This window comes from Bacillus sp. JK106, assembly GCF_053663355.1.
Genome location: NZ_JBSJQC010000002.1, coordinates 477,379 through 491,760, shown reverse-complemented (window position 1 = coordinate 491,760; position 14,382 = coordinate 477,379). Strand labels below are relative to the sequence as shown.

The window sequence follows — 14,382 nt, the reverse complement described above, 5'->3', positions numbered from 1 at the left end:
ACAGAGAGTAACTTCTCTCTATAACTAAATGATAATGATTATCACTATCATTGTCAATCGTTTTTTAAAACTTTTTCACATTTATAAAAAAAAGCGGCATACAGCAGCCGCTTTAAAGTAACCCGTCCTGTTCATATAAATAAGAGTAAGGCAGATCGATAAATAAATACATATTGTCATCCATCGGGTATGAAAAGGTTCTGATCATCTCACCCGTCTCAATATCACTGTACAGGTCACTGAAAAAGCCTTTTCTTGAATTCCGCATCTTCATAATGTTTTCTAAAAAGTACGGACGCCAGCTCCAGTTTTTCTCCACGTATTCAGGCTGATAAAGCCATTCGCCGGACTGCTTGAACACATTTCCCGTCAGCTGATAGCCTTCTTCATCACACATATAAATTCTGAAACAGCAGTCGGTCAGGTTTTCCGCCAGTTTTTTAATAAACTCATCGTCCGCCTGATGGGTTTTCTTCAGCTCGGAAACTGCCTGATTGACCCGCTTATAAAAATTCTCAGAGTGTTCGTATACTGTCTCCAGCTTCTTTTTTTCTCTCGTGATAAATTGCTGAAACTCCGTTTTCAAGCGTGCTTTTAACAGGCTCCGGTCTATAAAATCGCCGCTCGGCGCCTGCAGATAATAGCCTTGAAAAAATCGGCCTCCGTTTCTCCATGCGTACTGGAGCTGAAAATCAGCTTCTATATCTTCATACAGCAGCGCGGCGCCGATTTTTCTCGCCAGCAATGAAATGCTGTACAGCACATGCTCATATGATGGTGACGGCTGAGATACCTTCAGCGCCTGCAAATCTATTTTCAGAAGGTCCGGTGAAAGGAGCGCGATTCTGTCCAGGTTGCTGCTCTCCTTACCTATATTGTCCACCGCGATTTTAATGCCGTATGTACGATAGTAGGCAAGCATATGGTACAGCTGTTCAATGTCGCCTTCGAAATTGTGCTCGGTGATCTCAAGCACAATACGGTTCAATTCAATGCCCTGCTCTTCGTATTCTTTCAAAAGCTCAAGAAAGCTTTCTCCGTGGTCAAGCATCAATACATTCGCATCCTGATTGATAAAAATCAACAGATCGCGATCAGCTTCTTTAAACCGCTCCAGCGCCTGCCTGATGACTCTGTCATCGACCTCAAGCTTATATTCTTCCGGAATGCCGGAATCTAAGAAAAACGGCCCGAGGCTCTCAATCTCCGCATCTGCCAAAATCCGCCCAAGCACTTCGTAGCCTACGACTCTTTGTTCCTCAGCGTTAAAAATCGCTTGGTAATACGGAATGACATCATCAATATTCGTCAGTATATCAAGTGGGTCCAACATGTTATCACCTGCTTCTCTATCTTTGTCTGATTATACACAATTATATCAGCACCACAAATGTTTAGATTAGGGGGAAAAAGGAGGCAGTATGGCAGCAGTTTAAAATAAAAGGGGAAAACTTTTTAAGATCACTCTTCAGACCGGTTAATTAAGGACGTTATTCATTTGTTTCACAATCACAAATAAAAGGATAAATATAAGAGCATGATAACCGGCGGCTGTCCAAAAATAATGGCTCCAATCAGTGCTGTTAAATATCCAATCATCATCATGTTTCAACTGAAAGAAAGTTCCTTTTTTATCTAAAGTGCCAAATGTAAGAGTTGTTAACCCGCCAGCACTCTTGGAAACGTCAACTCCATACATTGAACCGGCATGATCAGTATGATTTATTGGCATATACGTATAATCAGATAAAATTGTTTCCGCCAGCTTGGTTGGCAGAGACACATATCATACAGCCGATGTATCGCCTCCGAGCCCACTCAAATACTCCCTGGCTTTAATAAATTTCGTTTCATCAGGAAAATCTATATGATATAGCTTTTCAAATCTGATTATTTCATCAGATGTAAGATTGGTATTTTGATAATACTCCGGAGTAAAAGCGCAAATGATAAAGTGCCAAATATTAAAGATGATAACGCAACTGCTTACAAATAGTACAACGAACCATTTTAATAATTTCTTCACTTATTCACCTCTTAATCTTTAAAAATTATATCATAATTTTGAATAGAAAAATAAAACAAGCGAACGTTCACCTTTAACGTTCGCTTGCTTCGCAAAATATGTCATGTAAATTAAAACGGGTAAGGATTCAGCCATTGCCCCCCGTCCATTGTGATACAATCCCCGTTTATATAGGATGCTTCATCGGATAGCAAAAACGCTGCCAAAGCGGCGATTTCCTCCGGTGTCCCCAGACGGCCGAGCGGCACACTGTTCATAGTGCGGGACACCGCTTTTTCCGATTCAAACAGCTTCTCCGCACCGCCTGTCCGTTCAATCGGGCCGGGGGCTATCGCGTTTGTCCGGATGCCGTATTTGCTCCCCCATTCAACGGCCAGCGTTCTTGTCAGTGACAATACCCCCGCTTTGGCTGCAGCGGAATGAACGACACCCGCTCCCGCTCCCCATGCGTATGTAGCGGCCATATTTAAGATGACGCCCTTCTGCTCCTGCTCGATCCAATGCCTTGCCGCGGCTTGGCTGCAGAAAAATGTGCCGTTTAAAACAATCTCAATAACAGCTTTCCATCCATTGGGCGTCAGCTTCTCTGCCGGGCAAATAAAATTGCCGGCCGCATTGTTAATCAGCGCATCGAGCCGGCCAAAGACTTTTTTCGCTTCTGTAATCATGTCTGAAGCGGCGGAATCAGAACGGACATCCATTTGAAAACAGGCGACCTGCCCCTCAAAGGTCTCAATTTCTTTTTTTGTTTCCTCAAGTGCTTCATGGTTCCTCCCTGTCACCATGACATGCCATCCTAATTCAGCCTGTTTTTTCGCCATTGCTTTTCCCATGCCGCTTGAACCGCCTGTAATGATTACCGCTTTCTTATCCATAACAAACCCACCCCTTTTATTGAATGAATAATCATTCATAATTTTATCATAGATGTCTTTCCGCGTCATTACATGCTGAGAAGGGATTTTTCAGCCAGGCTGATGATATAATAGAACAACTCTGACAAAGGTTGGTTTTACATATGGAGAAAATGACGAGAAGAACATTTTTAAAAAGAGGATTCGGCATTTTGGGTGCAACTCTCGCAACGGCTTGCGGAGGTTACGGCTATGCCCGGTATATTGAACCGCGCATGATTGAGATCACCCGTCATACAATCACCAGCCGCCTGATCCCCCGCGGCTTTGACAATTTTAAAATCGTTCAATTCAGCGATACGCATCTCAGTGATGTGTTTACATCCGGTGACTTGAATAAAGCAGCGGAAAAGATCAATCAGCTGAAACCCGATCTGCTCATCTTTACGGGAGATTTAATTGATAAGCCGCATTTATTTAATGATCACCAGCAAGCACTCGCCGTGCTGCAAAATCTGGAAGCTCCCTTCGGCAAACTTTGTGTTTACGGAAACCATGACCACGGAGGCTACGGTACGAACACGTACAAGGCTCTGATGGAAGCGGCTGATTTTCAAGTGCTTCGAAATGGCTGCCGTCAGGTGCAGCTGACAGACGGAAGCCGGATTGAACTCGCGTTTTTGGATGATGTAATGCTCGGAAAACCCGATTATGAAGGCACCCTGTCCCGCCTTTCCGAAGATGCGTTTTCCATTTTAATCGTCCACGAGCCTGATGCCGCTCTCAAGATCGGCGGATATCCCGTAAACCTCCAGCTGTCGGGACACACTCACGGCGGCCAGGTCCAGCTCCCGTTTTTCGGCCCTCTCATTACGCCTCCATACGGAAAAACGTATACCGACGGCATGTATACGCTGCATGACACAACCGTCTACGTTAATCGCGGGCTCGGTACGACAAGACTGCCGTATCGATTTTTAGCCAGACCGGAAATCACGCTGTTCACATTGAAAACCGTACAAAAATAAGACTTTTATCCCGATGCACAGACACCCCCTCCGTAATATGTATATGGAAAAGAGCAAAAAGGAGGGTGATGAAACTGCTGACATATCAAGTGAAACAAGGAGAAACCATCTCAAGCATTGCGCAAGACTTCAGAATAAGCACTGCTGCTCTCCTTCAGGCAAATCCCTCAATCCAATCGGTCATATACGCGGGACAGCATATTATCATACCGAATCTTCCCGACCCATCCACCATCCCCTATTCCATTGTCGTGTATATCGGAGCGAAGAAACTGGAGTTATACCGCCTTGGCAGGCTCATCCGTACGTACCCCATCGCAGTCGGAAAAATATTGACGACCACGCCGACCGGAGAATTTTACATTGTGAACCGCCAGCCTAAGCCCGGCGGCCCGTTCGGCGCTTATTGGCTCAGCCTCTCTAAAATTCATTACGGCATTCACGGAACAAATAATCCTTCCTCCATCGGCAAAGCGGTATCAAAAGGCTGCATCCGGATGTATAATCAGGACGTCACTGAACTTGCGGCTACCGTTCCTAATGGAACAAGGGTGACGATTATAAGATAGAAAGATCTTATTTGTTAATGGAACGAGCTGATGATAATATATTACAGTGGGACCTTTAGGGTAAGGAGCGTGTTTATGGATATATTTAAAAATCGCAATTTTGTCCGTCTCTTTTTCGCAGCACTCGCTTCTCAAATGGGAACGACTGTAGGTAATATGGCTTTCGCTTTTTACTTGCTGGACCATTTTTCAAACCAGCCGGCATACACAACTTTGGCTGAGCTGATGTATTCACTGCCGACAGTTTTCGTATTTCTGATTGTCGGTGTCGCAGCTGACCGGCTTGACAGGAAAAAGGTCGCAGAGAATTGTGACTGGATCAGAGCCGGACTGACGATCATATTGTTTGCCGCATTATACACCGGGAGCATCCCTCTCGTGTTCTGTATTTTGTTCATCAGAAGCGCCGTGACCAAGTTCTTTTTCCCGGCGGAAGCCAGCCTTGTACAAGCTATTCTGCCTAAGGAGCATTATGCGAAAGCGGCGGGACTTAACCAGATCCTGTTCAGCATCTTTATGGTATTCGGCGTCGGTATGGGCGCGTTTATGTATAAAACGATCGGTATTCACGGAGCCATTATCCTTGATTTTGTCAGCTTTATTGTATCAGGCTTTCTGATCCGCGCCTGCCGCATTCCGAAAGAAGCCCGTCAGCCGAACGGCCCTTTTAAATGGAGAGATTCGTTTCTGAAAGACTCGGTCGCTGATTTTAAGGAAGGGATCGTATATATTGTTAAAAACAAATTGCTTGCTTCCCTTATTTTCGGCTTTTTTATCTTTGGTTTTGTCAACGGCGGCTTTGCCGTACTGCCGATGTTTACGATGAAATACGGACTTGCGCCTGATCATTACGAATCACATACTTCCATCTTCACCGTCGCACTCGGCTTCGGCCTGCTTGCAGGAAGTGTGATCGGAACGATGATCGCAAAAAAAGTCAAACCGCATCATTTGATGTCGATTCCTATTTTGGCAGCCGGACTGCTCATTTTTGTCCTCGGCTATACGGATAAGCTGTGGATTTATTATGCGGCGGCTTTCACCCTCGGCATGTGCATCGGCCCCGTCAATATCGCCATCGGGGGCTGGATGCCGAAAATCGTTCATCCGAAAATAATGGGCCGGGTCAGCGGCTGGCAGGATCCTTTTATGATGTTTGCCCAATCGATTACACTCGGATTGGTTGCCCTGTTATTTCCGAAATTCGTTGCCAATATTGATTACCTTTATTACGGCATGGGAATTGTGATTTTAGCGGTATTTGTGTTCTATTTTATCGCTCTTCCGAAATACAGCGCCGAGGCAGCAGAGGTCGATGTACAGCAATCATTAAAGGCTGATTCCGAAAAACATGCGAAACCTGTCTAATAAAGGAAAAAAATGCGCCCTTTTCATCAGAAAAAGGCGTATTTTTATAATCAATATTTGCATTTCAACGCTAAAAAAGTATAATCTATATATGAACTTGATCAATGCAAAGGAGAGAAATAATGGACGACCACGCTTATTCGAAAGAGCTGCAGCCAACCATCGAGAATCTTTCAAAAGCTGTTTATACTGTGAACCGCCATGCAAAAACCGCCCCCAACCCTAAATACCTTTATCTGCTGAAAAAACGGGCATTACAAAAGCTTGTGAAAGAAGGCAAAGGGAAAAAAATAGGGCTTCACTTTTCAAATAATCCCAGGTTTAGCCAACAGCAGTCAGACGTACTTATCTCTATCGGAGACTACTATTTTCACATGCCTCCAACAAAAGAAGACTTCCAGCATCTTCCGCATTTAGGTACGTTAAATCAATCGTACCGCAATCCTAAAGCACAAATGTCTTTGACAAAAGCGAAAAACGTATTGCAAAAATATGTGGGCTTAAAGGAAAAACCGCTTGCCGCCAACAGGCAGCAGCCCGCTTATCATAAACCCGTATTTAAAAAACTTGGTGAGAGTTATTTTTAATTCCGCCGCAAAAAAGCCGATGCGTCATGCATCGGCTTTTTTCTATTCAATCACGTACGTATCCACTTTTTTAATGAGCTCGCTGATTTCAGGCTTGCTGATCTGTTCATCCGCTCCGACTACTTCGCCCCGGTGGCGCAGGTCGTCCGTAATGAGGGACGAGAAAATCATAATCGGCACATCAGAGCTTTGCGGGTTATCCTTAAGGAGCTTCGTCAAACGATGCCCGTCCATTTTCGGCATCTCAATGTCACTGATAATCATGTCAATATGATCTGACAGGTTTGCTCCGTTATCCGTCAGTTCCACGACGTAATCATACGCTTCTTTTCCGTTTTCAAACGCAACGATTTCACTGTACCCCGCCTCAGTCAGCTCATCCGTCAAAAGACGCATCAGAAGCGGCGAGTCTTCAACGATAATCAGTTTTTTACCCGCCCGTCTTTCATCAAATCCTTCCTGATGGACATGATAAGTCTCAACACCGGATGCTGATTCAATATCGTAAATGATCTTTTCATAATCAGGCAGAAAGATCATCGTGTCTTCCAGTTTGATGATTCCCGTTAAGTGCCGCTCCATGCCCTGGTTCAGGGAAGTCGGCTTTTCAATCGCCTCCCAGGACACCCTGTGGATTTGTGAAACGGAACCGACGTGAAAGACGATTTTCCGCTTGTTGAATTCCGTTACGATATATTTATCGTCTTTTGCTCCTTCGGCATCAACGCCGAAAAAGGTATACAGACTGATGACGGGAAGAATTTCGCCTCTCAGCTTAATCATCCCTTCTACGTCTTTATGAGACTGAGGCACAGATGTGACATCTACCGGCTGAATGATTTCCCGGACTTTCATCACATTTATGCCAAATGTATTGACGCCTACTTCAAATTTGACGATTTCTAATTCGTTTGTGCCTGAATCCAATAAAATATCGTATTGTTGTAAAGACAATTCAATCCCTCGCTATCCGCATTCAGTATTGTACTGTATATATCGGCTGTAAACGGAAAAAGTGAATGTATTCGGGCCAACTGGCCATGAACTCTTTATAAAAAGATGCTTTTTTCTGATATCCCATTGACTTTTTGACATCGAGTGGTAAAATAGTCAAGGATTTTTCAGGAAGAAGGGTGTAATAAATGGGTACAGTAGTCATATTCGACCAAGATCAAATGACGGTGTTAGAAGATATCAGCAAAACGGCTTACCTGCAAATGAAAAAAGAGGCGGAAGATCGTCCCGACAAGCCTGCTCCATACATCTTATGGCGGGAAGACGTCAGCTTTGAATACGGGTATTAATGACATTCGCCACATATCACAATAGATAGATCATGATACAATGAAGACAATCATTTCAGCTGGTTGTCTTATTTTTTTCTGAAAGAAGGTATGTTTTCACATATCGGACATATACTCGGGATAGTTTAATAAAAAGATGACAAATGCTCAGCTAGTGGTAAAATAGGATAAACTCAATATATAGTATAAGGTGATGAATTATGGAACATTTGCTTAATCCGAATGTAAAAGAAATTGAAATTTCAGGAATTCGCAAATTCTCAAATCTTGTAGCTCAGCACGACAATGTCATTTCGCTTACGATCGGCCAGCCGGATTTCTTCACGCCGCACCATGTCAAAGCGGCTGCCAAAAAGGCAATCGACGAGAACGCAACGGCATATACTCCGAACGCGGGCGGCCATGAGCTGAGACAGGCCGTACAGCTTTATATGAAGAAAAAAGCTGATTTGAATTATGAAGCTGAAACTGAAATCATTGTCACAACCGGGGCAAGCCAAGCGATTGACGCGTCTTTGCGGACGATTTTATCTCCAGGCGATGAAGTTATTCTCCCCGGCCCGATATATCCGGGCTACGAACCGATCATCCGCATGTCGGGCGCCGTTCCGGTCCATGTAGATACGACGACTCACGGATTTAAGCTGACGGCGCGGCTCATTGAAGAATCGCTGACACCAAAAACAAAATGCGTCATTCTTCCTTATCCGTCAAATCCGACCGGAGTGACATTGTCTGAGGAAGAGCTGCAAAACATCGCAGCCGTCCTGAAGGGCAGAAATGTTTTTGTCCTGTCTGATGAGATTTACAGCGAATTAACCTATGACAGACCGCATTATTCGATCGCGTCTTATTTGAGAGACCAGACGATCGTCATCAACGGCCTGTCAAAATCACACAGCATGACGGGCTGGAGAATCGGTTTCATTTTCGCACCGAAAGAAATTGCCAAGCACATCTTAAAAGTTCACCAATACAGTGTGACATGCGCGTCTTCAATCTCTCAGAAAGCGGCTCTTGAAGCGGTGACAAACGGTGTTGATGATGCGCTTATTATGAGAGAACAGTATAAAAAGCGGCTTGACTATGTATATGACCGTCTTGTTTCAATGGGGCTTGACGTCGTAAAGCCGTCAGGCGCATTTTATATCTTCCCTTCCATTAAGTCATTCGGAATGTCATCGTTTGATTTTAGTATGGCTCTTTTAGAGGATGCAGGTGTGGCTCTTGTGCCCGGCAGCTCGTTTTCAAAATTGGGTGAAGGGTATGTGAGGCTGTCATTCGCATATTCACTGGATACATTGAGAGAAGGCTTGGACCGGCTGGAAGCATTTATTTTAAAAACGAGAGAATCCATGCAGACTATTTAAACAACGGCATAACGCCGTTGTTTTTTTATTGTTTCGGGAATGTAATGTGAAAGGCCGTGCCTCTGTCCGGTTTGCTGTCTACTTGGATGGCTCCCTGATGGTTTTTAATAAGGTTGAATGTGACCATCAGCCCCAGGCCGGTTCCTTTTTCTTTCGTTGTCAGAAACGGTTCGCCTATTCGTTTCAGCACGTTTTCCGGTATCCCGTCACCCTCGTCTTTCACCGTCACATTAACGGAATACTCATCTTCTGTCATGATGATGTGAACCGTTCCCCCATCCGGCATCGACTCAACGGCATTTTTAATCAGATTGATAAACACCTGTTTCAGCTGATTTTGATCACCGTTAATATACATGCTGTCATGTTCGTAATCCGTTTTGATAAAAATCCCTTTAAGATTCGCCTGCGTCTCTAAAAGAGCGGTCACTTCACTTATAATTTTCTTTAAGTTTACACGCTCTTTCACGGCGTTTTGCTGAGGTTTGGCAAGCATTAAAAGCTCACTTAAAATTAATTCGATTCTGCTCAGTTCAGAAAACACAATTTCAAAGTAATGTTCGTTTTCCTCCATCGTCGGCTTCATGAGCTGTAAAAATCCTTTGATCGCCGTCAGCGGATTGCGGATTTCGTGAGCGATCCCCGCTGCCAGCTGCCCTGCGATAGACAGCTTTTCCGACTTCAGCATTAATTCCTCCGTCTGCTTCCGCTCAGAAATGTCACGCAGAATGACCTGCACGGCCGTTTCTCCGAAAAACGTCGTCGGAATGCAGACCATTTCCGTGTAGATCAGCCGGTTTTTAAAGGTAAACCACGATTGCTTAATAATTTCTGACTCGGTCTTTCGGTTGATAATATTTTGGATCCGCTGTTTCACGCCGTCATGATCACAGGGATGAAGCTGATCATAGACGTTTTTCCCGATTAAATCTTCATATGTTTCAGCCTCAAACAGCGAAATGCCCGATTCATTCATGAATACCCACTTATCATTGTGAATCACGGCGATCGTGTCAATTGAATTCTGAATGAGGAGCTGATAACGTTCTCTGCTTTTTTGCAGAATCGTTTGGAATTTTTTCCGTGAAGAAATATCAATCAGAAGCAGCAATTCCGCCCGCTGATTTTTATATGTCGTCGGTGCCGCCTTCACTTCTAAATGAACGGGCGTGCCGTCGAGCCTTCTCCACGTCTGTTCGATCATTCCGACTTCCATTCCTTTTTGCATCCGCACAATTCGGTTTTTCACAATGTCGTGATACTCTTCTTCAATAAACTCATAAGAGCGCCTGCCGATTACCTCGTCTTTGCTTTCGGCTCCCAGCATGGCAAGCATCGCGTTGTTGGCGTAGGCGATTGTGCCGTTGATGCTGACATATAAAGGATTCGGCAGCATTTCGACAAGACGCTCGAATTCGCCGTTTCCAGCCGCATCTTCAGACTGTTGTTCTGCCTTTTGCTTCTTTTGTTCATACATATAAGGCCGGCGGGGCGTCTTCTCCTCAAGCACCTTGATTTTGAGGATGATTTCCCGATCCGTCCCCTCCATTTGCGGTGTGACAATTTCCACACCCGCTTCAAGCCATACGATGGTATGATCTTTTTTAATAAGACGAAAGGTGCAAGGCATCAAATGATGCTCATTATAGAAGTAACTTTCAACCAAAAATTGATCTTCTTCATGCAGGAACGTTTTGAGAAATGACCCGATCATCTCTTCCTGAGAATAACTGAAATACGATTTGCAGTTTGCAGAAATATACATAATACGCCCGTTAGACGTCAAAACGGCATGAAGATCGGTTTTCGATTGAAACTGTTTGACATGCTGAGTATCCTGTTCCACAGAATCCCTCCTTTGCATTATACTCGCACTGCAGGCTGGACACGGACTGATATAAAAAGAAATTCCACTAGATTGATTCGCTAAAAAATGAGCATTCTCCTTCTATTCTTATTGTGAACGTCAATTTTCCTGAATGAAAGAAAGGGCGCACGATATGTTCGGCCGCCCTTTCATTTGTTATTTTTTATTGTATTTCTTTTCAAGTTCTTTGTAAGCGTCAACTGCTCCTTTGGCAATGTTTTTACTGATATGATCTTTATCATCTCGAACAGACGGAACGACGACGCTGAATGCCACTCGTGGATGTTCTGACGGATAATAGCCGACAAAGGTCAGGTTATACGTCTCTTGCCCCCACCAGTTTTTGTTCGTGCCGTAATAGTGCGTCTGCGCGGTTCCCGTTTTTCCGGAAACATCGGCGCCGGAACCTTGGAATGTTGAATAAGCCGTTCCTTGAGGTGAGCTTGTGACCAACTTCATTCCTTTATGAACTTGGTCAAAATCGCTCGGGCTGTTATTTACTTTGTTCAAAATTTTAATATCGCGCTGTTCAATCGCTTTTCCAATCTTGTTTTTGCTGTCCGGTTCATGAATGCTTGTGACGATCCGCGGCTGGACGCGATACCCGCCGTTTGCGATGGCTGAAATATATTGAGCCATTTGAAGCGGCGTATACGTATCAAACTGTCCGATCGCAAAGTCAAGCAGCAATCCCCCGACCATTTGCGGATTTGACTGCATGCCCGCTGATTCCTGCGGAAGATCAATCCCGGTCTTCACACCCAAACCGAATTGAGCGTAGTAGTTGCGCATTTTTTTAATATCATCTAATCCGGCCGGCAGCGTGCCGTGCGGAACGTAAGTAATGCCCGCGATATGCATGGCCACATGAAACATATATATGTTTGAACTTCTTTGCAGCGCGGTCAGCTCAGTAATGGTCCCCATTTGTGTCCACGAGCGCTTTTCCGTGCCGTCTTTAAACTTAAGCGGTGCATCGACAAACGTTTTATAATGCGGGAGGCCGCTTTGGTAACCCGCAAGAACAGTCGCTCCTTTAACAGAAGAGCCCATCTCATATTGGGTCGTAAATGCTCCGATCGCAAAATCCTGTGTTTTATTCGTTTCGAGATCGATGCGTTTCCCCGCCATTGAGAGAATATCCCCGTTGTTCGGATCCATCATGACGGCAAACCCTCTGTCAACCATATAGTTGCCTGCAGCGCGGCTTCTTCTCAGCTCTTTTTCAATGACTTTTTCGACTTTCGACTGTAATTCCATATCGAGCGAGAGCTGCAGATCGTAGCCTCTGCTGCCTTCATCGACGGGCTTTTGGCTGACGACTTCACCTTTGCTGTTTTCCACATACTCTACTTTTTCTTTATGTGCGTTTAAATAGTCTTCATACTGATATTCAATGTAGCTTTTACCCACCCGGTCATTCAGTGAGTAGCCTCTTGTGACATAGTAATCTTTCCGTTCGCCCAACAATCCCTGTTCCGGTGTCGTCACACCGCCGAACAGAGAGTACAGTGTTTTGTCGTACGGATATTTCCGCGTCCAGTCATTGATTACGTCAATGCCGGGGAGCTCTTTCAAGTGCTCGGATACGACGGAAACTTCTTCATATGTCAGGTCGCTTTTCGGTTTTTGCTTGTTGTTGTCATGCTCGTCAAGCAGTGAACCGCTGTTTCCGTTTCCGTTCAGCTTATTCGGGTCCATTGATTTGACGACTTGCGGCTGATAGGCGTTGCCGCTTGAAAAACGCGTATAAATCGCCGCAATTTGCAGCTCTTTTTTATCTTTTTTGATCGCGTCAATCTCCTGCTTCGGGACGCGTTCAATCTGGCGTTTGTATACTTCTTGGGATTTCAGGCTGTTTTCTGAATCCTTCATAAGCTTTTCCGCCTTCTTCGGATGTGCGGCAAGCCAGTAATCAATGATATTTCGATCCTTCATAAATTCAGTATCAATATGGATCAGTGCGGCGAGATTTTTTGCCGTTTTCAATTTGTCCTTTGCCGAGGTTTTTGAGGTAGAAACGTATACAATTTCAGGCACAGCCTGGTTATCAACCGCTACCCTGTTCCGCTTGTCATACATTTTTCCCCGCGGTGTCGGATAATAGGCGGTTTTTGCATTTGCCTTCTCTGCATCCTGGCGGTGTTTATCCCCTTCGACAATCTGGACGATGCCGAGTTTAAAAATCAGTGCAGTAAAGAGAAGAAAAACAATCAAAAAATAGAGATTCATTCTCAGCGCTCTGTAACGTTTCGTTTTTTTCTTTGGTTCGCGCGCGACTTCAGCCACTTTCTGTTACACCTCTCAAATCATTGAATATATTTACATAAACAGATTTTAATTGTAACATTTTTGTAAAAGTTGTTACAGCGAAAACGGGTAAAAAAAACTGTCAAGATCAAATTATCTTAAAATATATCTAACACTTCAAATAATTTGAAGAGATGTAACGGATTTTAAAAAATAAATACAGATCGTTTTTACTGATATAAAGCCATTTTTCTGTGCTCAATTACAATTATGACAAACGTTTGTTGTCAAAGGAAATGGCTGCCTGCATTATGACAAAAAAGCTGTGATAAGATTTTTCATGTAGAAAAAACAACTTCTCTGGGAGGCTATAAACTTATGAAAAAAGCATTTCTCTTATCTGCCGCCGCGGCAGTCAGTTTGATTACATTCGGAGGCATTCAGCAGGCATCTGCCAAAGAGCTGTCATGCCAGCACGTCGTTACTGTGAAAAAAGGAAACACCGTACAGCATCTGACTCTTCAAGAGGCTGTTGAAAAACTACATATGAAAACGAGCGCGAAACAGCTGAACGTTAAAAATGAGAAAGAACTGACTCAGCTGCTGCAAAAACACGCCAAGCATTCTGACATGACAGTTAAGGATGTACAAAAAGAAACACCGGCAAAAACGGCTCCGGCAGCTGCCGAAAAACCGAAAGCCGATCAAAACCAGACGGCTGACAATGCAAAGCAGACAGATAACACAAACAACAGCAGCGAGAAAACTCCTTCATCTGTCAGTGCGTACGAAAAGAAAGTCGTTGAATTGACAAATGCAGAGAGACAAAAGCAAGGCTTAAAACCTCTGCAGATTGATGAAAAATTAAGCAAATCAGCTCACGCAAAATCACAAGATATGAAAGACAAAAACTATTTCGATCACCAAAGTCCGACTTACGGCTCACCTTTCGATATGATGAAGTCTTTCGGAATCACTTATAAAACTGCCGGTGAAAATATCGCCAAAGGGCAGACGACTCCTGAAGCTGTCGTTAAAGCTTGGATGAACAGTGAAGGCCACAGAAAGAACATCATGAATCCTGAGTTCACTCAAATCGGTGTCGGTTATGTAGAATCAGGTAACATCTGGACACAGCAATTTATCGGAAAATAAATAA

At 44.1% G+C, this 14,382-nt stretch carries 11 protein-coding genes and 2 pseudogenes; 7 read left to right on the top strand and 6 right to left on the bottom strand.

The genetic code is table 11. The annotated features are described in order from the left end of the window. Window positions 1-112 precede the first annotated feature (112 nt). From ACWJJS_RS08115 to fadH, 3 genes and pseudogenes are all read right to left on the bottom strand, one after another. Window positions 113-1,333: an EAL domain-containing protein gene (locus ACWJJS_RS08115; RefSeq protein ID WP_003154615.1), complete on the bottom strand. Its 1,221-nt coding sequence runs from the start codon at window positions 1,331-1,333 to the stop codon at window positions 113-115. 144 nt (window positions 1,334-1,477) lie between these two features. Continuing rightward, a pseudogene (locus tag ACWJJS_RS08110) lies at window positions 1,478-2,026 on the bottom strand (hypothetical protein). A gap of 110 nt (window positions 2,027-2,136) precedes the next feature. Further along, the gene (gene fadH, locus ACWJJS_RS08105) at window positions 2,137-2,901 is read right to left on the bottom strand and encodes a 2,4-dienoyl-CoA reductase (protein ID WP_003154618.1); all 765 of its coding nucleotides are present in this window, start codon (window positions 2,899-2,901) and stop codon (window positions 2,137-2,139) included. A gap of 143 nt (window positions 2,902-3,044) precedes the next feature. Here fadH and ACWJJS_RS08100 point away from each other — a divergent pair, with 143 nt between their 5' ends. The 4 genes from ACWJJS_RS08100 (at window position 3,045) to ACWJJS_RS08085 (ending at window position 6,432) form a co-directional block, all read left to right on the top strand. After that, a complete protein-coding gene (locus ACWJJS_RS08100; protein ID WP_077722139.1) occupies window positions 3,045-3,908 on the top strand; it encodes a metallophosphoesterase in 864 nt (287 codons plus the stop codon). 74 nt (window positions 3,909-3,982) lie between these two features. Continuing rightward, window positions 3,983-4,477, top strand: coding sequence for a L,D-transpeptidase family protein (locus ACWJJS_RS08095; protein ID WP_088037173.1), 495 nt, complete (start codon window positions 3,983-3,985; stop codon window positions 4,475-4,477). Between the two features lie 75 nt (window positions 4,478-4,552). Further along, window positions 4,553-5,845, top strand: coding sequence for an MFS transporter (locus tag ACWJJS_RS08090; protein WP_172614648.1), 1,293 nt, complete (start codon window positions 4,553-4,555; stop codon window positions 5,843-5,845). Window positions 5,846-5,967: 122 nt separating this feature from the next. After that, window positions 5,968-6,432, top strand: coding sequence for a YkyB family protein (locus tag ACWJJS_RS08085; protein WP_003154622.1), 465 nt, complete (start codon window positions 5,968-5,970; stop codon window positions 6,430-6,432). A gap of 42 nt (window positions 6,433-6,474) precedes the next feature. Here the strand turns inward: ACWJJS_RS08085 and cheV are convergent, their stop codons facing one another. Further along, window positions 6,475-7,386: a chemotaxis protein CheV gene (cheV, locus tag ACWJJS_RS08080; protein WP_003154623.1), complete on the bottom strand. Its 912-nt coding sequence runs from the start codon at window positions 7,384-7,386 to the stop codon at window positions 6,475-6,477. A 188-nt stretch (window positions 7,387-7,574) separates the two neighbouring features. Here cheV and ACWJJS_RS08075 point away from each other — a divergent pair, with 188 nt between their 5' ends. Both ACWJJS_RS08075 and ACWJJS_RS08070 read left to right on the top strand, forming a co-directional pair. Then, complete coding sequence (locus ACWJJS_RS08075) at window positions 7,575-7,736, top strand: hypothetical protein (protein ID WP_367069849.1); 162 nt, start codon at window positions 7,575-7,577, stop codon at window positions 7,734-7,736. A gap of 200 nt (window positions 7,737-7,936) precedes the next feature. Beyond that, a pseudogene (locus ACWJJS_RS08070) lies at window positions 7,937-9,156 on the top strand (aminotransferase A). Here the strand turns inward: ACWJJS_RS08070 and ACWJJS_RS08065 are convergent. Next, complete coding sequence (locus ACWJJS_RS08065; protein ID WP_003154628.1) at window positions 9,132-10,952, bottom strand: PAS domain-containing protein; 1,821 nt, start codon at window positions 10,950-10,952, stop codon at window positions 9,132-9,134. The pseudogene ACWJJS_RS08070 and the gene ACWJJS_RS08065 sit on opposite strands and share 25 nt — an antisense overlap. A gap of 177 nt (window positions 10,953-11,129) precedes the next feature. Next, a complete protein-coding gene (locus ACWJJS_RS08060) occupies window positions 11,130-13,262 on the bottom strand; it encodes a peptidoglycan D,D-transpeptidase FtsI family protein (protein WP_070081737.1) in 2,133 nt (710 codons plus the stop codon). Window positions 13,263-13,601: 339 nt separating this feature from the next. Between ACWJJS_RS08060 and ACWJJS_RS08055 the strand changes: the two genes are divergently transcribed. Continuing rightward, on the top strand, window positions 13,602-14,378 hold the full coding sequence (locus ACWJJS_RS08055) for a CAP domain-containing protein (protein ID WP_173612706.1): 777 nt from the start codon (window positions 13,602-13,604) through the stop codon (window positions 14,376-14,378). Window positions 14,379-14,382: the final 4 nt, after the last annotated feature.

Excerpts from the sequence above, each read along its gene's own strand:
- ACWJJS_RS08090 (WP_172614648.1), top strand. The coding sequence starts at position 4,553 with ATGGATATATTTAAAAATCGCAATTTTGTCCGTCTCTTTTTCGCAGCA.
- ACWJJS_RS08115 (WP_003154615.1), bottom strand. The coding sequence starts at position 1,333 with ATGTTGGACCCACTTGATATACTGACGAATATTGATGATGTCATTCCG.
- ACWJJS_RS08075 (WP_367069849.1), top strand. The coding sequence starts at position 7,575 with ATGGGTACAGTAGTCATATTCGACCAAGATCAAATGACGGTGTTAGAA.
- ACWJJS_RS08055 (WP_173612706.1), top strand. The coding sequence starts at position 13,602 with ATGAAAAAAGCATTTCTCTTATCTGCCGCCGCGGCAGTCAGTTTGATT.
- ACWJJS_RS08100 (WP_077722139.1), top strand. The coding sequence starts at position 3,045 with ATGGAGAAAATGACGAGAAGAACATTTTTAAAAAGAGGATTCGGCATT.
- fadH (WP_003154618.1), bottom strand. The coding sequence starts at position 2,901 with ATGGATAAGAAAGCGGTAATCATTACAGGCGGTTCAAGCGGCATGGGA.
- ACWJJS_RS08085 (WP_003154622.1), top strand. The coding sequence starts at position 5,968 with ATGGACGACCACGCTTATTCGAAAGAGCTGCAGCCAACCATCGAGAAT.